The sequence below is a fragment of the Sinomonas sp. ASV322 genome, assembly GCF_030908245.1.
Lineage (GTDB): Bacteria > Actinomycetota > Actinomycetes > Actinomycetales > Micrococcaceae > Sinomonas.
Window position 1 is genome coordinate 72,089 of record NZ_JAVFJJ010000012.1, and the last position, 21,566, is coordinate 93,654.

Annotated in this window: 21 protein-coding genes; 12 read left to right on the forward strand and 9 right to left on the reverse strand. The window is 71.0% G+C overall.

All coding sequences use genetic code 11. The features are described from left to right. Positions 1–70: 70 nt before the first annotated feature. Together RBS12_RS15290 and RBS12_RS15295 are read left to right on the forward strand one after the other, a co-directional pair. The gene (locus RBS12_RS15290) at positions 71–586 is read left to right on the forward strand and encodes an A24 family peptidase (RefSeq protein ID WP_307966989.1); all 516 of its coding nucleotides are present in this window, start codon (positions 71–73) and stop codon (positions 584–586) included. A 3-nt stretch (positions 587–589) separates the two neighbouring features. Beyond that, positions 590–874: a hypothetical protein gene (locus RBS12_RS15295; RefSeq protein WP_307966990.1), complete on the forward strand. Its 285-nt coding sequence runs from the start codon at positions 590–592 to the stop codon at positions 872–874. A 43-nt stretch (positions 875–917) separates the two neighbouring features. On the opposite strand, the gene RBS12_RS15300 is transcribed toward RBS12_RS15295, so the two are convergent. The 4 genes from RBS12_RS15300 to RBS12_RS15315 form a co-directional block, all read right to left on the reverse strand. Further along, positions 918–1,397, reverse strand: a complete 480-nt coding sequence (locus RBS12_RS15300; protein WP_307966991.1) for an NUDIX domain-containing protein — start codon at positions 1,395–1,397, stop codon at positions 918–920. 232 nt (positions 1,398–1,629) lie between these two features. Continuing rightward, the gene (locus RBS12_RS15305; RefSeq protein WP_307966992.1) at positions 1,630–3,060 is read right to left on the reverse strand and encodes a class II fumarate hydratase; all 1,431 of its coding nucleotides are present in this window, start codon (positions 3,058–3,060) and stop codon (positions 1,630–1,632) included. A gap of 48 nt (positions 3,061–3,108) precedes the next feature. Then, positions 3,109–3,711 carry a carbonic anhydrase gene (locus tag RBS12_RS15310; RefSeq protein ID WP_373886535.1) on the reverse strand — a complete coding sequence of 201 codons (603 nt, stop codon included), beginning with the start codon at positions 3,709–3,711 and terminating at the stop codon, positions 3,109–3,111. Between the two features lie 103 nt (positions 3,712–3,814). After that, positions 3,815–4,402: a DUF4245 domain-containing protein gene (locus tag RBS12_RS15315; RefSeq protein ID WP_307966994.1), complete on the reverse strand. Its 588-nt coding sequence runs from the start codon at positions 4,400–4,402 to the stop codon at positions 3,815–3,817. Positions 4,403–4,671: 269 nt separating this feature from the next. Between RBS12_RS15315 and glpX the strand changes: the two genes are divergently transcribed. Continuing rightward, positions 4,672–5,709 carry a class II fructose-bisphosphatase gene (gene glpX / locus RBS12_RS15320; RefSeq protein WP_307966995.1) on the forward strand — a complete coding sequence of 346 codons (1,038 nt, stop codon included), beginning with the start codon at positions 4,672–4,674 and terminating at the stop codon, positions 5,707–5,709. A gap of 89 nt (positions 5,710–5,798) precedes the next feature. Beyond that, complete coding sequence (locus tag RBS12_RS15325) at positions 5,799–6,902, forward strand: peptidoglycan bridge formation glycyltransferase FemA/FemB family protein (RefSeq protein WP_307966996.1); 1,104 nt, start codon at positions 5,799–5,801, stop codon at positions 6,900–6,902. Between the two features lie 68 nt (positions 6,903–6,970). Here the strand turns inward: RBS12_RS15325 and manA are convergent, their stop codons facing one another. The 3 genes from manA to RBS12_RS15340 all read right to left on the reverse strand — a co-directional run bounded on the left by manA (position 6,971) and on the right by RBS12_RS15340 (position 10,084). Further along, on the reverse strand, positions 6,971–8,248 hold the full coding sequence (gene manA, locus RBS12_RS15330) for a mannose-6-phosphate isomerase, class I (protein WP_307966997.1): 1,278 nt from the start codon (positions 8,246–8,248) through the stop codon (positions 6,971–6,973). A gap of 64 nt (positions 8,249–8,312) precedes the next feature. Continuing rightward, positions 8,313–8,894 carry a 5-(carboxyamino)imidazole ribonucleotide mutase gene (gene purE / locus RBS12_RS15335; RefSeq protein ID WP_307966998.1) on the reverse strand — a complete coding sequence of 194 codons (582 nt, stop codon included), beginning with the start codon at positions 8,892–8,894 and terminating at the stop codon, positions 8,313–8,315. After that, entirely contained in the window at positions 8,891–10,084 is a 1,194-nt protein-coding gene (locus RBS12_RS15340) for a 5-(carboxyamino)imidazole ribonucleotide synthase (protein WP_307966999.1), read from the reverse strand. Before RBS12_RS15340 ends, purE begins: the two co-directional genes overlap by 4 nt. Before the next feature lie 213 nt (positions 10,085–10,297). Between RBS12_RS15340 and RBS12_RS15345 the strand changes: the two genes are divergently transcribed. Beyond that, positions 10,298–10,852 carry a GtrA family protein gene (locus RBS12_RS15345; RefSeq protein ID WP_307967000.1) on the forward strand — a complete coding sequence of 185 codons (555 nt, stop codon included), beginning with the start codon at positions 10,298–10,300 and terminating at the stop codon, positions 10,850–10,852. A 5-nt stretch (positions 10,853–10,857) separates the two neighbouring features. Here RBS12_RS15345 and RBS12_RS15350 read toward each other — a convergent pair whose 3' ends face one another. After that, positions 10,858–11,577: a TIGR03089 family protein gene (locus tag RBS12_RS15350; protein ID WP_307967001.1), complete on the reverse strand. Its 720-nt coding sequence runs from the start codon at positions 11,575–11,577 to the stop codon at positions 10,858–10,860. Between the two features lie 249 nt (positions 11,578–11,826). On the opposite strand from RBS12_RS15350, the gene RBS12_RS15355 reads away from it, so the two are divergent. Genes RBS12_RS15355 through RBS12_RS15365 form a run of 3 tightly spaced genes read left to right on the forward strand, consistent with a single transcriptional unit; the run spans position 11,827 to position 17,451 of the window. Next, on the forward strand, positions 11,827–12,393 hold the full coding sequence (locus RBS12_RS15355) for a WhiB family transcriptional regulator (protein WP_307967002.1): 567 nt from the start codon (positions 11,827–11,829) through the stop codon (positions 12,391–12,393). A gap of 11 nt (positions 12,394–12,404) precedes the next feature. Further along, positions 12,405–15,878, forward strand: a complete 3,474-nt coding sequence (locus RBS12_RS15360; protein ID WP_307967003.1) for a glycosyltransferase family 2 protein — start codon at positions 12,405–12,407, stop codon at positions 15,876–15,878. After that, on the forward strand, positions 15,862–17,451 hold the full coding sequence (locus tag RBS12_RS15365) for a DUF5719 family protein (RefSeq protein ID WP_307967004.1): 1,590 nt from the start codon (positions 15,862–15,864) through the stop codon (positions 17,449–17,451). Before RBS12_RS15360 ends, RBS12_RS15365 begins: the two co-directional genes overlap by 17 nt. Before the next feature lie 50 nt (positions 17,452–17,501). Here RBS12_RS15365 and RBS12_RS15370 read toward each other — a convergent pair whose 3' ends face one another. Beyond that, positions 17,502–18,065 (reverse strand): metallopeptidase family protein, encoded by a 564-nt coding sequence (locus tag RBS12_RS15370; protein ID WP_307967005.1) that lies wholly within the window; start codon positions 18,063–18,065, stop codon positions 17,502–17,504. A 104-nt stretch (positions 18,066–18,169) separates the two neighbouring features. Here RBS12_RS15370 and RBS12_RS15375 point away from each other — a divergent pair, with 104 nt between their 5' ends. From RBS12_RS15375 to RBS12_RS15390, 4 genes are read left to right on the forward strand one after another with little or no spacing between them, the layout of a single operon-like run. Further along, positions 18,170–18,559: a DUF3499 domain-containing protein gene (locus RBS12_RS15375; RefSeq protein WP_307967006.1), complete on the forward strand. Its 390-nt coding sequence runs from the start codon at positions 18,170–18,172 to the stop codon at positions 18,557–18,559. A gap of 35 nt (positions 18,560–18,594) precedes the next feature. After that, positions 18,595–18,792, forward strand: a complete 198-nt coding sequence (locus RBS12_RS15380; RefSeq protein WP_307967007.1) for a hypothetical protein — start codon at positions 18,595–18,597, stop codon at positions 18,790–18,792. After that, a complete protein-coding gene (gene ahcY, locus RBS12_RS15385) occupies positions 18,793–20,286 on the forward strand; it encodes an adenosylhomocysteinase (protein WP_307967008.1) in 1,494 nt (497 codons plus the stop codon). Between the two features lie 15 nt (positions 20,287–20,301). Continuing rightward, the gene (locus RBS12_RS15390) at positions 20,302–21,555 is read left to right on the forward strand and encodes an Ig-like domain-containing protein (protein WP_307967009.1); all 1,254 of its coding nucleotides are present in this window, start codon (positions 20,302–20,304) and stop codon (positions 21,553–21,555) included. Positions 21,556–21,566 lie beyond the last annotated feature (11 nt).

Genomic DNA, 21,566 nt, shown 5'->3' on the forward strand with positions numbered 1-21,566 from the left:
AGGCCAGCCCGGCATGCGCGGCGGTTCGCGGTTCGGCGTCAGATCTCACTCCGTCGGATAGGGTCCAAGAGTGATCGTCCGATTGCCCGAGCTGTGGAGCGCGAACCCTCTCGCGTTCTGGCTGGTTGTAGCGAGCCTTGCGTACTACGTCTGGATGGCCGCGAGGCTCGTCGTCATCGACGTCCGGAGTCATCTCCTGCCGAACCGCATCGTCCTGCCGAGCTATTGGATGGCGGTGCCGCTCGCGGTCGCCGCGCTCATCGGGGGCGGCGGGCTCGACATACCCGCCGTCGTCCGGGTGTTCGGCGGCGGCGTCGTGCTGTGGGTCCTTTATTTCGTTCTGCGCATTGCGTATCCCGCGGGGATGGGTTTCGGCGACGTCAAGCTCGCGGGCGTGCTCGGCCTGTATCTGGGCTACCTGAGCTGGGAGCACGTGCTCTGGGGGACCGCTGCGGCGTTCCTTATGGGCGGGCTCTTCGGCCTCGGACTCATCCTCCTGCGTCGCGGAACCGGAAAGACGGCCATCCCGTTCGGGCCGTTCATGCTGGTCGGCGCCGCGCTCGTGCTCGTATTGCCGGCGGCCTGAGCCATGAACACTTTCGCGCGCGGCACCGCCCTGGTCCTTGCGGGCCTGCTCATGACCGGCGGGCTGGTCGCATGCGACCCGGGCGCCTGTGCCCACGCCGCCGTCGACGTTCTCGCGAAGGGCGGCGGTGGCGGCGGAGGCCACGGTGGCGGTGGGGGTCACGGCTCAGGCGGCCACGGAGCCGACGAAGGAACCGGAACGGGCGGGGGAGGGCAGCACGCCCCCGTCACGGGAGGCCACGGCGGGTCCACGTGTCAGCCCCGCTCGTCCCCCACGCGGACCCCTTGATCCCGACACACAGGGGCCTTAGGAACTCAGGCGGGCCCTGAACTCAGGCGGAGTCGGCCACGAAATGCGCTCTCCGCTCCGGGTCGAGGGCCCATTCGATGGCCCGGCGGTGCAGCGGCGGCATGTCGGGGAGCTCGCTGGCGTCGAACCACGCGACCTCGAGGTTCTCGTCGTCGTTCACGCGGGCCTCGCCGTTCAGATACGCGCAGGCCATGACGACGTCGAGATACTGCGCGTGGTCGCCATTCGGGTAGATGACGGGCGCCGTCGTCCCGACACCCGCGACGTGCGTGACGGCCACATGCACGCCGGTCTCCTCGAACACTTCGCGGACGGCGGTCGCGGCGGGCTCCTCGCCCGGCTCGACGATCCCCGCGGGAACGGTCCATCGGCCGGTGTCGGCGCGGCGCACGAGGAGCAGCCGGCCGCCGTCGTCCGTCACGACCGCCTTGACGCCGGGAAGCCACAGCGGGTGGACGCCGATCATGTCGCGCAGCGTGAGAATGAAATCTGGGGTGGGCACGGGCTCTAGGCTACCTGCGTTGGCTGGCCAACTTCCCCAGCCTTTGCGCCGAGCTCCCCAGCCCTACGGCGTACGACGGCGCGACACGCCGGCGGATTCTCGCGACACGCCGGCGGGGGCGCGCTCCGTGACGCGGAAGGTGGGGAGCTCGGCGGTGAAGCTGGGGAGCCTGGCGGGGCGCGAAACCGGGGAGGCCCCCAGCTGGGAGCCTCCCCGCTGGGAGCTTGGCCGACTACGCCTTCGGGCCTGTCATCGTCGTGACGTCGAGCGCCTTGTCGAGCTGCTCGAGCGTGAGCTCGTCGCGGTCGACGTATCCGAGGGCGAGCGTGGCCTCGCGGATCGTGAGGCCCTCCTTGACGGCCTTCTTCGCGATCTTGGCCGCGTTCTCGTAGCCAATGAACTTGTTGAGCGGCGTCACAATCGACGGCGAGGCCTCGGCGAGGAAGCGCGCGCGATCGACATTCGCGGAGATGCCGTCCACCATCTTGTCCGCGACGACGCGCGCCGTGTTGGACAGGAGGCGAATCGACTCGAGCAGGTTCGCGGCCATGACTGGAATGCCGACGTTGAGCTCGAACGCACCGTTCGTCGAGGAGAGCGCGATCGTCGTGTCGTTGCCGATCACCTGCGCGGCGACCATGATGGCGGCCTCGCAGATGACGGGGTTGACCTTGCCCGGCATGATCGACGAGCCCGGCTGGAGGTCCGGGATCGCGATCTCGCCGAGGCCCGTGTTCGGGCCTGAGCCCATCCAGCGGAGGTCGTTGCAGATCTTCATGAGCGAGTAGGCGATCGTGCGCAGCTGGCCCGACGCCTCGATGAGGCCGTCGCGGTTCGCCTGCGCCTCGAAGTGGTTGCGCGCCTCGGTGATCGGCAGCGCCGTGTCCTGCGCGAGGAACGCGATGACCCGCTGCGGGAAGCCAGCCGGCGTGTTGATGCCCGTGCCCACGGCCGTGCCGCCCAGCGGGACCTCCGCGACGCGCGGAAGCGAGGCCTCGATGCGCTCGATGCCGTAGCGCATCTGGGCCTCGTAGCCGGAGAACTCCTGGCCGAGCGTCACGGGCGTCGCGTCCATAAGGTGCGTGCGGCCCGACTTCACGACGTCCTTGAACTCGTCCGCCTTGCGGCTGAACGCGGACGCCAGATGCGTGAGCGCGGGGATGAGGTCGTTGAGGAGCGCGTTCGTGGCGGCGACGTGGACCGAGGTCGGGAAGACGTCGTTCGAGGACTGCGAGGCGTTGACGTGGTCGTTCGGGTGGACGACCTTGTCGATCCCCTTCTCCTCGAGAGCCCGGCTTGCGAGCTCGGCGAGGACCTCGTTCATGTTCATGTTCGAGGATGTGCCGGAGCCCGTCTGGAAGACGTCGATGGGGAAGTGCGCGTCGAACTCGCCGGCCGCGACGCGGTCTGCGGCCTCGGCGATCGCATCGGCGAGATCTCCGTCGATCACGCCGAGCTCTTCGTTGGCGCGGGCCGCCGCCTTCTTGACGCGGGCAAGCGCCTCGATGTGCTTGCGCTCGAGCGTCTTGCCCGAGATCGGGAAGTTCTCGACGGCACGCTGGGTCTGGGCGCGATACAGGGCGTTGGCCGGCACACGGACCTCGCCCATCGTGTCGTGTTCGATTCGGTAGTCGGCAGAATCCTGCGCGGCAGAGTCAGTCATGGCACCCAGATTAGACCCCCGCCGCGGAGGCTCCGAACCGGGTGCGCGCTAGACGTTCCCGATGCCGGACACGAGCTCGGCCTTGCCTTCCCCGAGGCGGTAGCACACGCCGAGCACGGCCGTGCGGCCCTCGTGGACGGCCCGGGCGATGACCTGCGAGGTCTCGAGCAGCCTCTTTCCGGTTTGCTTGACATGTTCGACGACCGTCTCGTTGACGTCCGTGACGCCGTTGCGCTGCGCCGTGATGACCGAGGGCATGATGCGCTCGACGAGGTCCCGGACGAAGCCTTGGGGCATGGTTCCCGTCGTGTAGGAGTCGATCGTGGCCATCACCGCTCCGCAGCTGTCGTGCCCGAGGATCACGATGAGGGGGACCTCAAGCGGGTCGATCGCGTACTCGAGGGACCCGAGGACCGCCTCGTCGATGACCTGGCCCGCCGAGCGCACGACGAACGCGTCGCCGAGTCCGAGGTCGAAGATGATCTCGGCCGCGAGACGCGAGTCGGAGCAGCCGAAGATCACGCAGAACGGGTTCTGGGTCGAGACGAGCTCGCTGCGGCGGAACGAGTCCTGATTGGGATGGCTCGACGTCCCGTCGACAAAGCGCTGGTTTCCCTCGCGCAGCGTTCGCCAGGCCTCGGCAGGGCTCATGGATGCAGGCACGGCTCCCACTGTAGACCACCCGTTCTACCCTCGGCGCCCGACGCGTCACATGACGGGGCGAGGGCCGGAATGACGACGGCGGGGCGTCGCCTCAGTGGGCTGTCGCGGCGATGGCCGACGCCACGGCGTCGAACTCGGCGAAGTCGGCGGAACCGCTCACGATCACGGTTGTCGCGCCGATCGCCGCCACGTAGCTCTTCTCGACGCCGGGCTTGTCGTAGAGCGTCCACTCGACTCCTCCCACGCTCCGCGTCCCAGTCTTGGGCGCCTGCTTGACCTGCTGGGCGATCCAGGTCGGGTTCGCCGAGGCGGTCTGGACGATCGAGACGAACTGCTGCTTCGGCGTCACCCACCCGACGTCCCAATGGGCGACGCCGTCGGCAGCGCCGCCTTCCCACCGCGCGTAGTTCGCCGAATAGTCCGCGGGCAGCGCAGGGGCGGCGGGGGAGAAGCCCGCGACGCCCTTCGCGTCCGAGGCGACGGCCGAGACATCGACAGTGGGCCGCTTCACGGGGTTCTGTGGGGTCGCGCTCAAGAGGACGACAGGGAGGAGGACGAGCAGCGAGACGGCCAGCGCCATGATCATGCCGATGACGGACGCATTCGCGCGCTTCGCGGCGGCGGGCGTCAGGACCGGCTTGAAGGAGGCGGAGGGAGATTCTTCATGCGTGCTGCTCACTGTTCTATTGTCCCGCACGCCGGCGGCGGGCCGAGACGCGGGCGGCGGGCCGAGACGCGGGCGGGGGGCCGAGACGCGGGCGGCGGGCCGAGACGCGGGCGGGGGGCCGAGACGCGGGCGGTGGGCCGAGACGCCGGCGGCGCCGCCGGCCGAAGGGCGGGCGACGGCGCGCGGTCACATTTGCGCGCATGTGACCGCGGTCATCGCAGTCCTCGAGCGCAGCCCGCAGACTATGATCGAAGCAAATCCGACTCGAAGAAGAGGTCACTGTGTCCCCTGAGCCGAACGTCAGCCAGTACTCGACCCTTTCCAGCGCTCTGACCGTGGGAGCAGACGAGCCGGATCGGAACCTCGCGCTCGAACTCGTGCGCGTCACCGAGGCTGCCGCCATCGCGGGCGGCCACTGGGTGGGCTTCGGCGACAAGAACAAGGCCGACGGCGCCGCGGTCGACGCGATGCGCTCTTTCCTCCACACGGTCCACTTCAACGGCGTCGTCGTGATCGGCGAGGGGGAGAAGGACGAGGCCCCGATGCTCTACAACGGGGAGCGTGTGGGCGACGGTACCGGCCCTGAGGTCGACGTCGCCGTCGACCCGATCGACGGAACGCGACTGACCGCCCTCGGCATCAACAACGCCCTCGCGGTCCTCGCGGTCGCGGAACGCGGCGCGATGTTCGACCCGTCCGCGGTGTTCTACATGGAGAAGCTCGTCACCGGGCCGGAGGCCGCCGACCTCGTCGACCTCCGCCTCCCCGTCAAGCAGAACCTGCACCTCATCGCGAAGGCCAAGGGCGTCAAGGTCAACCAGATCAACGTGTGCATCCTCGACCGCGACCGGCACAAGCCGCTCGTCGAGGAGATCCGCGCGGCCGGCGCCCGCACGAAGTTCATCCTGGACGGCGACGTCGCGGGCGCGATCGCGGCCGCCCGCTCCGGCACGGGCGTCGACGCGCTCATGGGCATCGGCGGCACGCCCGAGGGCATCGTCGCGGCCTGCGCCATCAAGTCCCTCGGCGGCGTCATCCAGGGCCGCCTGTGGCCCACGAGCGACGAGGAGAAGCAGAAGGCACTCGACGCCGGCCACGACCTCGACCGCGTCCTCACGACCAACGATCTCGTGAAGAGCGACAACTGCTACTTCGCCGCGACGGGCATCACCGACGGCGACCTGCTCCGGGGCGTGCGCTACTCGAAGGACCGGGTCAAGACCCAGTCGATCGTCATGCGCTCGAAGTCCGGCACCGTCCGGTTCGTCGACGCCGAGCACCACGCGAGCAAGTGGGAGCCCTGGGCGCGCCAGGCCTGATCTCCGGCCCGGGTCCGGGCAGGCGACGTCACGAACACGACTAGACTTGCCTGCGGCCACAGCGAAGCCATACCCGCCCCAGGAGGACCATGACCGCCGAGAGCCAGCTGCCTGGCCGCGAGCTGACCGTTCGCGCGTGCACCGATCGTTCCGAGTGGGACGCCCTCGTCAATTCGAGGGACGGCCATCCGCTCCAGCTGTGGGGTTGGGGAGAGGTCAAGGCCGCACACCATTGGAAGGTCGAGCGGCTCATCGTGGGCGACGGCGCGGAGGTCGTCGGTGGGGCGCAGGTTCTCTATCGGGCCCTTCCATGGCCCCTCAAATCCCTCGCGTACCTATCGCGCGGCCCCGCTTGCGCGCCGGAGGACGCGCGGGCGGTGCTCGACGCCGTCGCCCGCCACGTGCGGACGACGCGCGGTTCCGTCGCGCTCGTCGCCGAACCCGATTGGGACGCGGGCTCCGAGGGCGCGGAATCGGCGGGGGAGCGGGGTCTCGCCGCCGCGGGCTTTGCGCGCACCGAGAGCACGATCCTCATCCGGCGCACGCTGATCCTCGACCTGACTCAGAACGATGACGAGCTCATGGCCGCGATGTCCCGCACCACGCGCGCCAACGTCCGCAAGAACCTCAAGGGTGGTCTCGAGTTCCGGAAGGTCGCGACCGGGGCGGAGCTCGAGCAGGTCCTCACGATCTACGCAGAGACGGCCAAGCGTGCGGGGTTCGGGATCCACGAGGACCGGTACTACCGCGACATCTGGCGGTTCCTCGGCCAGGACTCGCCCATCGTCGCGGCGTTCGACGGCGATCAGGTCGTCGCGTTCGTGTGGATCGCCAAGAGCGCCGGGACGGCGTTCGAGCTCTACGGCGGAGTGAACGCCGCGGGGCAGAAGGCCCGTGCGAACTACGGCGTCAAGTGGGCCGCGTTCGCCGCGATGAAGGCCGACGGGTGCACGCGCTACGACCTCAACGGACTGCTCAACGACGGCATCTCGGACTTCAAGAAGCAGTTCGCGCCACACGAGAATCTGCTCACCGGGACGTGGGAGCTTCCGCTCTCCCCGCTGTATCCCGCCTACTCGACCGGAATGCCCATCGCGCGTCGCGTGCTCCAGAAGGGGCGCGCAGCGGCGAAAACTGCCCTCGTCGGCGCGAGGAGTGCCGTGGGCCGCGCGCGTCAGGCCGCGCGCCGGTAGGTGCCACGTCGGACCCGATCTCGGCGTCAGGTGACCCGATCTCGGCGTCAGGGGGCCCGATCTCGGCGTCAGCCGATCCCGGCCCCCAGCCCCGTCGTGACAGCGAACGCGAGCACCCCGCCGTCGCCCGCATGAGCGAGGGCGGGCGCCTCCGCATCCGGGACGAACGCCGCGTCGCCGCGGGTCAGGACGAGGTCGCCCTTCGGGGTGTCGAGCGTGAGCGAGCCGTCGAGGACGAGCACGACGGCGGCCCCCGCCTGCGCGACGGGCACGGGCTCGGGCCGGACCTCGGCTGCACCTGCTCCTGCGCCCGCGGGGATGTGGATGCGCTGGAGCTGGAACTCGGCGAACGGCGGCCGGTAGAGCTCCTGGCCGAGCTCCGATTCGGCGGACGCGAGCAGCGGGACCGGGAGCGCCTCGAACGCCACGGTCTCGAGCAGTTCGGCGACGTCGACATGCTTGGGCGTCAGGCCGCCGCGCAGCACGTTGTCCGAAGACGCCATGACCTCGATCCCGAGGCCTGAGAGATACGCGTGCACATTGCCCGCCCCGAGCGCGAGGGCCTCGCCCGGGGCCAGCGAGACGCGGTTGAGCAGGAGCGAGATGAGGACCCCGGGGTCGTCCGGGTATTCGCGCGCGAGGTCCACAACGGTGCGGAGTCCGGCGTCGTCAGTCTCCTCCGCCTCGACCGCGCGGGCGACGGCCGCCGCCGCGGCCCGCACGGCGTCGCGGACCTGCTCGCCGCCCGCGATGAGGCGCGCGAAAGCCGTCCGGAGCGCCTCGCCCGCGTCAGGGCCGCGGAGGATCTCGGCGACCTGCTCGGTCACCTCTGCCGCCTCGTGCCCTGCGAGCAGCGCCGTGAGCGCCTCGAAGCGCGCCGCCGCCTCGGCGGGTGCCCGGAAACCGCACAGTGCCTCGAAGGGGCTGAGCGCGAAGATCATCTCGGGCTTGTGGTTGTCGTCCTTGTAGTTGCGGTGCGCGGCCGCGCGGTCGACGCCGGCCGCCTCCTCGGCCGCGAACCCCGCCTGGGCCTGTTGGAGGGTTGGATGCACCTGAAGCGAGAGGGGACGATCCGCGGCCAGAACCTTGAGCAGGAACGGCAGCCGGGGACCGAACGCGGCCACACTCGCCGCGCCGAGCAGGCCCTCGGGGTCTTGCGCGATCACGTCGTCGAGGCCCGGCCCGCCGTCGTCGGGTGCCGCGAGGACGCGCGACGGCGAATCCGGGTGCGCACCGATCCAGAGCTCGGCTTCCGGCCCACCCGAGGGAGTGCGGCCCAAGAGCTCCGCGATCGCGGTCGAGGAGCCCCACGCGTAGGGGCGCAGCGAGTTCAGGAGGAGGTGCATGCTCGTGCTCCGATTCGTGTCGAGGCGGACGCGTCCATTGTCACATCGGGGTGGTTCAGGGCCCTCAGGCGGGCTGCTCCGGGGCTCCTGCCTCGGCGCCGAAGACCTCGGACACCTTCTGCCGCAGGGATGCGCCCTTGCGCGACGCGGCCGCGTTGAGCTCGTCCGCGAAGCGCGAGAGATCGCCCGCGAGTCGCTCGGCGAGCTCGTCGGTGCCCGAGGCCAGAAGACGGACCGCGAGGAGGCCCGCGTTCCGCGCGCCGCCGATCGAGACCGTCGCGACGGGCACACCCGCGGGCATCTGGACGATCGAGAGGAGCGAGTCCATGCCGTCGAGGGTCTTGAGGGGAACGGGCACGCCGATCACGGGAAGGGTCGTGACCGAGGCGAGCATGCCCGGCAGATGCGCTGCGCCGCCCGCGCCGGCGATGATGACTCGGATCCCGCGCTCGCGGGCGGACGCCCCGTAGGCGATCATCTCGTGCGGCATGCGGTGCGCCGAGACGACGTCGGCCTCGAACGGGACGCCGAATTCGGCGAGCGCCTCGGCGGCGGCCTCCATGACGTTCCAATCCGAATCGGAGCCCATCACGAGCCCGACCAAGGGGCCGGACGGGGTCGGCCGTCCTTCGGGGGCGGTGCTCATGCGATCTCCTTCGCGGTGTTGGAGTTGGCCTGGGCGTCTGCGCCGTCGCGGATGACGGCAGCGACGCGGGAAGTCCGGGCGCGGAGGGCCGCGGGGTCCGAGCCCGGGCCGCCCACGAGGTTCACGTGCCCGATCTTCCTCCCCGGGCGGACCGTCTTGCCGTAGGTGTGGACCTTCGCCGCGTCGTCGGCCGCGAGCGCCGCGGGGTAGGCGCCGTAGAGATCGGCGTTCTCGCCGCCGAGGATGTTCTTCATGACGGCCCAGTCGCCCAGCACGCTCGTGCCGCCGAGCGGGAGGTCGAGGACGGCGCGGAGGTGCTGCTCGAACTGGCTCGTGACGCAGCCGTCCTGGGTCCAGTGGCCCGTGTTGTGCGGGCGCATGGCGAGTTCGTTGACGAGAAAGCCAGGCCCGCGGCCCGGCGTCTCGAAGAGCTCGGCGGCCATGACGCCCGTGACCCCGAGGTCGGTCGCGATGGCAAGCGCCGCGGCCTGCGCGGCCTCGGCGACCGCGGGGTCGAGACCGGGTGCGGGGGCGATGACCTCGTCGCACACGCCGTCCACCTGGATCGTGTGCACGACCGGCCAGGCGCGGGACGCGCCGCTCGGGGTCCGGGCGATCAGCACCGAGAGTTCGCGCGTGAACGTGACCATTTCTTCGGCGAGCAGCGGGGTCATGGTGCCGAACCAGTCGATTGAGGCCGCCGCGTCCGCGGAGGAGCCGAGGACGCGAACGCCCTTGCCGTCGTAGCCGCCACGCGGGGTCTTGAGGACGATGGGCCAGCCGATCTCGTCGCCGAACGCGACGAGGTCTTCGACGTGGTGGACGGCGGCCCAGCGCGGGTTGGGGAGGCCGAGGCGGTCGAGGGCGGAGCGCATCCGAAGCTTGTCCTGCGCGTGGACGAGGGCGGCCGGCCCCGGCTGGACGTTGACTCCCTCCGCCATGAGGGCGAGGAGGTGTTCGGTGGGCACGTGCTCGTGGTCGAAGGTCAGGACGTCGACGCCCCGCGCGAACTCGCGCAGATCGTCGAGGCTGCGGAAGTCGCCGACGGGAGCCTCGGGGACGGCTGGCACGGCAGAGACGTCCTCGGCCTCGGCGAGGATGCGGAGCTCGAGCCCCAGGGCAGTTGCGGGAGGGGCCATCATGCGGGCCAACTGGCCGCCTCCGACGACGCCGATCACAGGGAAACTCACCCGCCAAGCCTACCGAACCGGGCCGCGCCACCTGTGAATCCGGGCCCCGGCATCGTAGCCGATGCGGGGCGAGGATAGAATGGTGGCTTGGGCGTCCTCGCCTGACGGGCCTTGCCATGGCCCGCCAGGCGCCTTGCGGACATCAGGAGGAGGACGCCAGGAGGCCGCGGAACCTCGCGCAGCCGCTTCCGTAGAAACCAGTCCCGGAGGAACATGATCAACGCCATTTCGGATCGCTTGCGCGGCCTTGTCTCGCTCTTCTGGCGGGAGGTGGCGAAGTTCGGGCTCGTCGGCGGCGTTGCCTTCATCGTCGACTCAGCCGTCTTCGTGGGGCTCCTCAACGGCCCCCTCCACAGCAGCGAAGTCTGGGCCAAGTCGATCGCGACCGTCGTGGCGAGCATCTTCTCGTGGGTCGCGAACCGCTACTGGACGTTCCGGCACCGGAAGCAGGCCAATGTGGTCCGCGAGGCCGTCCTGTTCGCCGCGATGAACGGCGTGGGCCTGCTCATCGCAGCGGGCTGCGTCGCGTTCACGAAGTACATCCTCCTCATGACGGACAAGGTCTCGATCTTCGTCGCGGGCAGCATCGTGGGGCTCATCCTCGGGACGATCTTCCGCTTCTTCGCATATCGCTTCTGGGTCTTCAACGAGGAGCTCGACGCCGAGCCCGGCTATGACCACGACCACGAGATCTTCGAGCCCCACCCCACGGCGTCGGTCGGGGCCATCAAGCCCGGCGCAGGCCGCGGCGACCGATTCGAGGGCTAGCCGCCTCAGCCTGCCGTGATCCGCTCCGTCTCGCGCAGGCGGGGCGTGTCGGGCACGTCAGGGTGCCGGAGGACGGCCGAGCCGTCCGCGGCCCAGGCGCCGAGCAGGGACGCGAGGACCTCCCGCAATGGGCGCGAGGCGTCGACAAGCACCCGCGCTCCCGGCTGGAAAGGCGTCGCGAATCGCCCGAGCAGCTCCGCCTGGGTGAAATGCACGTCGTCGAGGCGAGCCGCGCCGTCGTCCGCTGACGGGAGATCGAACGGGTCGAACGAATCGGCGAATTGGCGCACGAGCGCTGCATAGTCGAGATCGCCGGGCGCGAGCTCTCCCGGAAACGAGAGTTCGAGGGCGCCGAGGGCGACGGCGACGCGCGCGGCCGCGGTCTCGGCCGAAGGATCCGCACCCGGCCCCACCGAGGAAACGGCCGAGAAGACGATGTCGGCGTCCCCGTCGACGAGGACGCCGCCTGTCTGCCACGCCGCGAGGGCGATCACAGCGCTCTTCCAGTGTGCCGGCACCTCGATTCGGAACGTGGTGCCGAGCTCTGCGTCGAGCTCTTCGACGAGGAGGTTCGAGGTCTTCGCGGCCCAGTTGTCGAGGACGCGCCCCGAGAGCTCGACGCGTTCCCCGCCGGGGCCGTACCACGTGAGCCGCGGCGCGGACGAGTTGCCGCTGCGCAGGCGGTGGAGCAGTGCGGAGACAGTGGCGGGGGCCGTCGATTCCATGGATCCATTCTGGCCCGGCCGTGGCCCGGCGTGCACGGCGTCCCGCGCGCCCGGGCGTGGCGTGCGCCGTGCTCGCGAATTCGGGTGGATACAATTCCCCGCCCGCACTTGACCCGCGTGTAGTTACACGGGTGTAATTAGAACTGGACAGCAACTGCGACGGCGATTGGGGGCCGTGCCGGGAAGCCCTTCCCGGCAGTAGGGGCCCGACTGGCAGGCCGGCGCAGACCACCACCGAGGAGGAGCACCGTGGGACAGACGGAGCGTTTCCAGAATGACGCAGCGGCGGCCGATCAGGCAATGAGCGCCCATCAGTCGCGGGGTATCCCCGCCGATTGGTACGTGGATCCTGCCGATCCCGAAGCCGAGGAGCGCTACCGCGAAATGTCCGCGGCCGCGCTCGAGGACGCGGCGACGGCCTTCCTGGCCGAGCATGCGGCGGCCGACGACGAGGCGGCCGACGACGAGGCGGCGGACGATGAGGACGACGACGAGATCGAAGCCGAGGTCGTCTCCCTCCTCGACCGCAAGCCGGCCGCACGCCCGGCCGAGCCCGTGTGGGTCACCCTTCTGAGCCCGTCGACGCCAGTCGAGGGCGAGCTTGCGTGGCAGGCGGATGCCCTGTGCGCACAGACCGATCCCGAGGCCTTCTTCCCCGAGAAGGGCGGCTCGACGCGGGACGCGAAGAAGGTGTGCAGCTCATGCACGGTTCGCTCCGAATGCCTCGAGTACGCGCTCGAGAACGACGAGCGCTTTGGGATCTGGGGCGGCCTCTCGGAGCGTGAGCGCCGACGGCTGCGCAAGCGGGCGGTTTGATTCTGGACAGCGTGCACGTCACCGCAGTCGTTGTCGCTCACGACGGCGCCGCCTACCTTCCGCGGACTCTCGCCGCGGTGGGCGCGCAGCGCCGGCGGCCCGACGTCATCGTCGGCGCCGACGCCCGCTCGCGCGACGGCTCGGGGCAGATCCTGCGCACTGCGATGGGCGATGGGGCCGTCGTCGCGGCGGGCGAACCCTTCGGCGCCGCTGTCGCGGCGGCTGTTGCTGCCGTTCCCCGCACCGGCGGATCCGAACCGCGCAACGAGTGGCTGTGGCTCCTCCGCGATGACGCGGCCCCCGAGCCCGAGGCCCTCGCCGAGCTGCTCCTCGCGGTGGAGCGCGCCCCGGCCGTTGCCGTCGCGGGCTGCAAGCACGTCGCGTGGGACGATCCGCGGCGCCTCCTCGAGGTAGGCCTCTACGCGAGCCGCTGGGCCGAGAGGCTGTCCCTCATCGACGACGACGAGCAGGACCAAGGCCAATACGACGACCGGAGCGACATGTTCGCCGTCAGCGCGGCCGGCATGCTCGTGCGGCGCGACGTGTGGGATGCGCTTCGCGGCTTCGACCCCGCGCTGCCCCTGACTGGCGACGACGTCGACTTCTGCTGGCGCGCACGCCTTGCGGGGCACCGCGTCGTCGTCGTGCCGTCCGCGCGCATGCGCTCCGCCGCCGACCGCGAGGACCACGCCGCGAGCCCCTTTGCGCTGCGGCGCGCCGAGGTCTACTCGCGGCTCAAGCACGCTGCTCCCTGGTCCCTCCCGTTCCAGGTCGTCGCGGCCGTGCTCGGCGGGCTGTGGACTCTCGTGTCGGGCCTCATCACGAAGGAGCCAGCGGACGGGGCGGCCCGGCTCGGCGGCTCCCTCGCCGCGCTCGCGGGGATCGGCGCGCTCGCCCGCGGCCGTCGCACGGCCGCGAAGACTCGTGCCGTCTCCCGCGGGACCGTGAAGGGCGTCCGGGCCTCGCGCGAGGACATCTGGTCGTACCGCCGGGCCCACCTCGAGGCCGACTACGCGGACCCTGAGCGCATCATCGGCGACGGTACGGGGAGCGACGACGACCGCTCGGAGCCGACGGGAGATTCCGACTACGACTTCGCGTCCCTCGCGGTCTCGGCCAAGGGCTGGGCGGGAACCGGGGCGGTCGTCGTGACGGGGCTCGCCCTTGCGAGCTCAATCCTCGCGCTCCTTCCGCTGCTCGGAGCAGAGGCCGTCGCGGGCGGCGCCCTCCTGCCCGTCGCGAGCGGGCTCGGAACGGTCTGGCAGCACGCCACCTCGTGGTGGGTCGCGCTCGGCTCCGGCCAGCCAGGCCACGCCGGTCCGTTCAGCCTCGTCCTGTGGCTCCTCGGACTCCTCGGCCTCGGCGACGCGAACCACCCCGTCGCGTGGACTCTCATCCTCGCCCCGGCGCTCGCGGCGCTCGGCGCATGGGCCTTCACGTCTGCCCTCACGGCCCATCGCTGGCCGCGGATCGTGGCCGCGCTCGCGTGGGCTGCCGCGCCCTCCCTCCAGGAGGCCGTCGCGCAGGGCCGGCTCGGCGCCGTCGTCGCCCATGTCCTCGTGCCGTGGGCCGCCCTCGGCATGGTGCGCGCCGTCGGCGGGGCCCGCATCCGCGGGACCTCGGGCCCGTCCCACACCCCGTTCCCCGGCTCGGGCGGCGTACCGTCGTGGACGGCCGCCGCCGCGGGCGGGCTTGCGCTCGCGGGGGCCACGGCGGGCTCGCCGAGCCTCTTGGCGCTCGCGGCCGTCGTCGTCCTCGTGGCGAGCCTTGGGCTGCGTGGGCGCGCGCGCTCGCTGTGGTTCACTCTCCTCCCCTCGGTCGCCCTCTTCCTTCCGCTGTGGGTCTCGGCGCCAGACAATCCGCGCGCGTGGCTCGCCGACCCCGGCGTGCCGCTCGGCTACGTGCCCGCCGCCCCGTGGCAGCTCGCGCTCGGGCAGGCATCCGCGTTCGACGCGGCCTCGGGGATCCGCGGATTCGCGTGGCTGCCTGCGGGCCTGCCGTGGGCCCTCGTCTTCGCGCTTGCGCTGGGGGCTCCGCTTGTCCTCGCGGCGGCAGCCGCGATCGTCGGCCTCTCGGGACGGCGGGGCGCGTCGGCGCGCGTCGCGGGACTCCTCTCGGTCGTTGCGCTCGCCGTCGCGTGGGCCCTCGGGCACGTCCCGACCTCCGTTTCCGGCGACAGCCTCGTCGCGCCGTTCGCGGGACCCGCCGTCAGTGTGGGCGTGCTGGGTCTTCTTGCGGCTGCCGTGCTCGGCATGGACGCCGTGCTCGAACGGCGCGAGGCCCACGCCCACGTCGGCCCGACGCGCCCCAGCGCGTCGTACGCAGCCGTCGGCGGTGCCGTGATCGGCCTCGCGCTCGTCCTCTTGATCGCCGGCCCCGCCGCGAATCTGGCCCGCTGGGCCGCGGCAGGCCTCGCGCCCGGCGCCGTGCCCGCGGGAAGCGTCGGGAGCCCGCTGTCCGTGGCCCCGAGCCGCACGCGGACGCTCCCGGCGACGGCGAGCGACCTCGGCCTCGGCGTCCAGCAGACCAAGACGCTCGTGCTGCGGAGCACCCCGCAGGGTGGGTTCACCGCGGCGCTCATGCGTGGCTCGGGAACGACCCTCGACGCGCTTTCCGCCGTGGCCGCGTCGAGCCGCGTCACGGGAGACTTCGGTGCGGAGCGGATCGCGGCGGACGACCCCGCGGACGCGACCGTGCGCCGGGTCGTCGCGATTGTCTCAAGCTCGTCGGGCGTGGATCCGCGGGCTGACCTCGACGCCCTCGGAGTCGGTTTCGTCGTGCTCCAGCAGCGGGACAGCGGGGATGCCGTGACGGCCGGCCAGATGGACGCCGTCCCAGGCCTCGTCGCCGTCGGCCAGACCGACGTCGGCTGGCTGTGGCGCGTGACGCCGCGCAGCCGGGAGGCGGCGAACCAGCTCGAGATCGCCCACCGTGCGAGCATCGTCGACGCGAAGGGCGCCGTGCTCGGCTACGTCGCCTCGGGGGCCCAAAGCGTGGACGCGAGCGTTCCCGCCGGACCGGACGGGCGGCTCCTCGTGCTCGCCGAGCGCAGCGATCCGCATTGGTCGGCGTGGGTGGACGGCCGGCAACTCACAGCGACGGCGCAAGGCTGGTCGCAGGCGTTCACGCTCCCAGCCTCGGGCGGCAAGCTCGAGGTGCGCTACGAGCAGCCCGCTGCGGTGCCGCTTGGAATCCTCGCCGCCCTCATCGTCGTCATCGCCCTGCTCACGACCGTGCCGACCCGCGTGCGCGGCGACGTGGGGAGGCGCCCGGGCCGCGGGCGGGGATCCGCGGATAGGCGCCGCGCGAAGGCCCCCAAGAAGCCTGAAGGCGAGCGCCGCCGGGCGGCCGAGGGGGCAGCGGCAGGCCAGATCCCCGAACCCGACGGGCCCACGGGCCCATCGACGTCGCACGAGCCCGCGGATCCCGGTGATGGGACCGGCTACTCCGAGAACGCAAGGAGCACCGATGACGCGCGCGTCTAAACCGACCTCGACGAGGCGGTTCGTGCGCCGCGCACTCGGCGCGGCAGCCGGCGTCGTCGTCCTCGCCGCAGGCACCGGCCTCGCCGTCGCGGGCGGCGCCGTGCCGCAGTCGTCTGGGCTCGCGCCGGGGACCGCGCCCGCCGTCGACGTTCCCGTCGGCCAGACGATCGGGGTGTGCCCCGGGCCCGCCGAGCTGCTCCGGGGGACGCCCGTTCAGGGGGACCCGCAGTTCAGCCCCGCGAGCAAGTCCGCGTCGAGCCTGCTGACCGCGGCCGTGATCGGGGAGCCGTCCGGCGCGATGCCCTCGAGCGCGATCCTCGGCGTCAACGGCACGGTTCAGCAGAAGGTCTCGGACGGCAGGGACGCCTCCGCCGCACCGCCTTCGGCTCCGCCCGCGGCCGTCGCGGCCCGCGCCTCGACCGGTCCCGCCTTGTTCACGGCCTCGGCGCTCGAGGGGCGCCCGTCATCGGCGGCGGCCCTTATGCGCTACAGCGCGACCGACGGCGACCTCCGCGGCCTCGCCGCGGCGTCCTGCGCCGCGCCCGCGAACGAACTCTGGCTCGGCGGGGCCAGCACGCTCGTGGGCCGCACGTCCGTTCTTTACCTCACGAACCCGACGACCACGCCGTCGACCGTGAATCTGGACTTCTTCGGCGACCAGCCCATCGGCCAGGCGCCCCCGGGAAGCCGCGGCATCCAGATCCCGCCCGGGAGCACGAAGTCCTTCGTCCTCGGCGGCTTTGTTCCCGGCCAGCGGAATGTGTCGGTTCGCGTGCGCAGCTCGGGCGGCCCCGTGGCCGCCGTTATCCAGCAGAGCACGCTGCGCGGGCTCACGCCGGGAGGCGTCGACTTCCTGACTCCCGTGGGCGGGCCCTCGAATCGCCAGGTCGCGACGGGCATCGAGCTCCAGGACCCCGCCGCGGCCCGCGATCTCGCGTCCCACAACGGCTTCGACGACGCGACGGCTGCCCTCCAGATCACGGTCCCGGGCGCGACGGATGCCGTCGTGCAAGTACGGGTCTTCGGCCCGAACGGCCCCGTGACGCTGCCCTCGGGGGCGGTCTTCACGGCGAAGGCCGGGACCGTCACGGAGATCCCGCTCGCGGGGGTGCCGGCGGGCAAATACTCGGTCGCGGCGTCCTCCGACGTCTCGTTCACGGCGAGCGTCCGGATGGTCAAGGGCACGAGCGAGAAGGATCCGCTTGACTTCGCGATCTCCGGTGCGCAGCCGCGCCTCGGCGACGGCCACGTCGTGCCGGTGGGCGACACCGGGTCGCGCACGCTCGTGTTCTCCGCACCCGACGGGCGGGCCAAGGTCACCGCGGTGCCCGTCACGGCCGACGGCAAGCTCCATTCATCGGTTACTCTCGACCTCGCGGGCGGCACGACGGCGACGCTGGGCGTCCCCGATGCCGTCGACGGCGCGAAGCCCGTGGCCTACTCGATCTCGGCATCGGGGGATCCGGCCTACGGCTCGGTCCTGCTCGAGGGCGACGGCAACGGCATCTCGGTCGCGTCGATCCTTCCGGCGGCCGGCGGCCGCCAGTCGATCCCCGTGACGCTCGGCTACTGAGCCACTGGCTGCTCAGCCGGGGGAGTGTTCAGCCGGGGGGAGCGCCCCCGTCAGCGGTAGCCGCGGTAGTACGGATCGAGCGTCTCGGGCTCGACGTTGAGCAGCGCCGCCGTGTACTCGACGACGACGTCGTGCACGAGGTCCTGCGCCTCGGCCGCCGTGGGGGCCTCGGTTTCGACGACGCGCCGGTAGATGGTGACGCGGGCGGGGCGGCCCTTCGCCGCGCGGGCGAAGCTGCCCTGGGGCGGGCGCCCGCCTTCGCGAAGCAGCTTCTCGAGGCCCGGGGGGATCTCTTCGACGACGTATTCGACGTCGTCGAGCTCGCTGCCGCGGATCTCCTGAAGCCGGTCCGCGGAGTCGAGGACCCAGTCCTCGAATCGCTCGCCGCGCGTGCGGCTCCCAGGAAGGATCGAAGGCATGATCTCGCCGCGCAGCCCGCGTCCGTGCCGATTGCGGTGCCGCTCGCGGAAGCCGCGACGACGTCCGGCGCCCGGCTCGCCCGCGGGGGGAACCAAGCGGATGCTCAGCCCTGCGTCGGAACCGGTCGCGCCGAACCCAGAAGACCCGGAGTCTGGATTTCCGAAGGCTGGGCCCGGGGTGGAACGATCCTGCATATATCGACTGTAGTCCGGGCCTCGGCCGCACGCTAACCGAGTCCCCGACACGGACGCCGAGTCGTTGCCCGTGCGCGTGCGCGCCGCGGAGTAGGGTACTGGCTGTGCGTGAAGTCCGCCTGTGTTCCCGATCAGCCTGCCGCGAGTCTGCGGTGGCCACGCTGACCTACGTCTACGCGGATTCGACCGCAGTGCTCGGCCCGCTCGCGACCTACCCCGAGCCGCACACCTATGACCTGTGCGCGAAGCACGCGGACAAGCTCACCGTCCCGCGCGGCTGGGAAGTCCTGCGGCTCGCGCTTCCGGCCCGCCAGCCCAGCACTGACGACCTCCTGGCCCTTGCCGAGGCGGTCCGCGGCGAGGGCAACGACGACGGCGCTCCCGCCGAGGCCGCTCAGCGCGCCCCGCGCGAGACGCAGCCGCTGCTTGCGCCCCCGGCCGGGGTCGACATCGCGTCAGGCCGCCACCTCCGCGTGCTGCCGGACCAGCCCTGATCTCTCGATGCTGTGTGGGCGGTAATCTGGGACCCATGCCGTCCTTCAGCTCGCCGCTGCTCAGCCCCGAGATCCTCGCCGTGCTCCGGTGCCCCGTCACCGGTACCGCCCTCGTGCAGGAAGGGGAGGAACTCGTCGCAAGCGCCGCTGGGCCCAACGGGGTCGTCCCGCGCTATCCGATCGAGGACGGCATCCCCGTGCTCCTCCCGCCGGCCCTCAACCAGGAGTCCTAAGTGACCTTTGATTACCGCGTCGCCGACATCTCGCTTCACGAGGCCGGCCGCCACCAGATCCGCCTCGCCGAGCACGAGATGCCCGGCCTCATGGCACTTCGCGAGGAGTTCGGCGAGTCCCAGCCGCTCAAGGGGGCCCGCATCGCGGGGTCGCTCCACATGACGGTGCAGACCGCCGTCCTCATCGAGACACTCGTCGCGCTCGGCGCCGAGGTGCGCTGGGCCTCGTGCAACATCTTCTCGACTCAGGACGAGGCCGCGGCGGCCGTCGTCGTGGGTTCGGGGACGCCCGAGGCGCCCCTCGGCGTACCAGTCTTCGCGTGGAAGGGCGAGTCCCTTGAGGAGTACTGGTGGACCGCCGAGCAGATCCTCACGTGGCCGGGTGCCGCGGAGAACCCCGAGCTCGGCCCCAACATGATCCTCGACGACGGCGGCGACGCGACGCTCCTCGTCCACAAGGGCGTGGACTTCGAGGCCGCCGGCGCCGTCCCGCAGCCCACCGACGAGGATCCCGAGGAGTACCGGATCATCCTCGACGTCCTGCGCGCGGGCCAGGCCGAGGACCCGCACAAGTGGACGCGCATCGCGGGCCGCATCCAGGGCGTGTCCGAGGAGACGACGACGGGCGTCCACCGTCTCTATCAGCTCGCCGAGCAGGGCAAGCTCCTGTTCCCGGCGATCAACGTGAACGACTCCGTCACGAAGAGCAAGTTCGACAACAAGTACGGCATCCGCCACTCGCTCCCCGACGGCATCAACCGGGCGACCGACGTGCTCATCGGCGGCAAGGTCGCCGTCGTCTGCGGGTATGGCGACGTCGGAAAGGGCGCCGCCGAGGCACTCCGCGGGCAGGGCGCGCGCGTCATCGTGACGGAGGTCGACCCGATCTGCGCGCTCCAGGCTGCGATGGACGGCTACCAGGTGGCGCGCCTCGAGAGCGTCGTGCACGAGGGCGACATCTTTATCACGACAACGGGCGGCAAGGACATCATCCGGGCCGAGCACATGGCCGCGATGAAGGACAAGGCGATCGTCGGCAACGTGGGCCACTTCGACAATGAGATCGACATGGCCGGGCTCGCGAAGGTTCCCGGGGTCCGCAAGGTCGAGATCAAGCCGCAGGTGCACGAGTGGGTCTTCCCGGCCCAACCGGGTCACGACGGGCAGGGTGGCCGCGGCGAGCGCTCGATCATCGTGCTCTCGGAGGGCCGCCTCCTCAACCTCGGCAACGCGACCGGCCACCCCTCGTTCGTCATGAGCAACTCGTTCGCGAACCAGACGATTGCCCAGATCGAGCTGTGGACGAAGCGCGACGATCGGGAGGCTGGGTACGAAAAGAAGGTCTACGTCCTCCCGAAGATCCTCGACGAGAAGGTGGCCCGGCTGCATCTCGAGGCGCTCGGTGTCGAGCTCACCGAGCTCACCAAGGACCAGGCCGACTATCTCGACCTCGACGTGGCCGGGCCGTATAAGGCGGACCACTACCGTTACTGATTTAGCATAGAAGGCATGCATAAGAGGGGGGACGTGCCGGAGCACGGGACTCGACAGCGTCGGCGCGTTGGCAAGATCGTCGCGCTCGTGGCCGTGCTCGCGGTCGCGGGAATCGGCGGGACGCTTGCGGCCGTCGGCCCGCTTCAGGCCGCGCCGATCGGCTCAGAGGCGACGACGGCGGTGCGGAACCAGTCCGGCACGGCCTTCCCCGTGGTCAACCCGGCCACGGCGGCCGCTGTGCCTGCGGCGGGCGCGAAAGAGGTCAACCCCGGAACGCCCGTGACGGTGACCGTGACGAACGGAACGCTCGACAATGCGAGCCTCCACTCGTCAGCAGGGCAGGACGTCGAGGGAACCCTCAACGCGGCGCGGACCGTGTGGACGTCGAGCGGCCAGCTCGCGTTCAACACGAGCTACACGCTCAGCTACACGACGCTCGATTCGGCTGGCCGAACCTCGACCGCGACGTCGACGTTCGCGACCGTCTCGACGGCTAACGAGGCCGACGCCGCGATGTACCCGCTCGACGGCATGAGTGTGGGCGTCGCCCAGCCGATCCAGCTCACGTTCAGCGAGCCGGTGAAGAACAAGAAGGCCGTCGAGAAGGCCATCACGATCACGTCGACCTCGGGCCAGACCGGCGCGTTCCACTGGTACAGCGACACGATGGTGCGCTACCGGCCCGAGAACTTCTGGTCGGCGAACAGCACGATCACGGTCAAGCTGGACCTCTTCGGCGTGGATCTCGGGAACGGCCAGATCGGCAACTTCTCGAAGACCAACACCGTGCACATCGGCGACAAGCGCACCGCCGTGGCCGACGCGCAGGCGCACACGTTCACGGCGTACATCAACGATCAGCCCGTCCGCACGTGGCCCGCGACCCTCGGGGACACGCGTTTCCCCTCGGCCCGCGGCTACCTCGTGCTCATGGAGAAGCAGCGCAAGGCGCACTTCGTCGCGGCGTCGATCGGCCTCAAGCCGGGCGACCCGGCCAACTATGGCGAGCTCGACGTCGAATACGCGACGCGCCTCACGCCGAGCGGCGAGTTCATCCATCAGGCAACGGACACCGCCATCCCATATCTCGGCCAGATCAACGTCTCGCATGGCTGCATCGGACTCGGGCCGGACGGAGCCGCGTGGGTCTTCAACAACATGACCTCGGGCGACGTCGTCCAGATCATCAACACGCAGGGCGACTTCGCCAACTTCGACGACGGCTTCGGGGACTGGAACATCCCGTGGGCCCAATACGCGAACAGCTGAGTACGCCAACG

Coding starts and splice junctions, on each gene's coding strand:
- purE (WP_307966998.1), bottom strand. CDS start 8,894: ATGAGCACCGCCCCCGAAGGACGGCCGACCCCGTCCGGCCCCTTGGTC.
- RBS12_RS15310 (WP_373886535.1), bottom strand. CDS start 3,711: ATGAGCCCTGCCGAGGCCTGGCGAACGCTGCGCGAGGGAAACCAGCGC.
- RBS12_RS15295 (WP_307966990.1), top strand. CDS start 590: ATGAACACTTTCGCGCGCGGCACCGCCCTGGTCCTTGCGGGCCTGCTC.
- RBS12_RS15370 (WP_307967005.1), bottom strand. CDS start 18,065: ATGCAGGATCGTTCCACCCCGGGCCCAGCCTTCGGAAATCCAGACTCC.
- RBS12_RS15390 (WP_307967009.1), top strand. CDS start 20,302: ATGCATAAGAGGGGGGACGTGCCGGAGCACGGGACTCGACAGCGTCGG.
- RBS12_RS15365 (WP_307967004.1), top strand. CDS start 15,862: ATGACGCGCGCGTCTAAACCGACCTCGACGAGGCGGTTCGTGCGCCGC.
- RBS12_RS15325 (WP_307966996.1), top strand. CDS start 5,799: ATGACCGCCGAGAGCCAGCTGCCTGGCCGCGAGCTGACCGTTCGCGCG.
- RBS12_RS15305 (WP_307966992.1), bottom strand. CDS start 3,060: ATGACTGACTCTGCCGCGCAGGATTCTGCCGACTACCGAATCGAACAC.
- RBS12_RS15345 (WP_307967000.1), top strand. CDS start 10,298: ATGATCAACGCCATTTCGGATCGCTTGCGCGGCCTTGTCTCGCTCTTC.
- manA (WP_307966997.1), bottom strand. CDS start 8,248: ATGCACCTCCTCCTGAACTCGCTGCGCCCCTACGCGTGGGGCTCCTCG.
- RBS12_RS15380 (WP_307967007.1), top strand. CDS start 18,595: ATGCCGTCCTTCAGCTCGCCGCTGCTCAGCCCCGAGATCCTCGCCGTG.
- RBS12_RS15350 (WP_307967001.1), bottom strand. CDS start 11,577: ATGGAATCGACGGCCCCCGCCACTGTCTCCGCACTGCTCCACCGCCTG.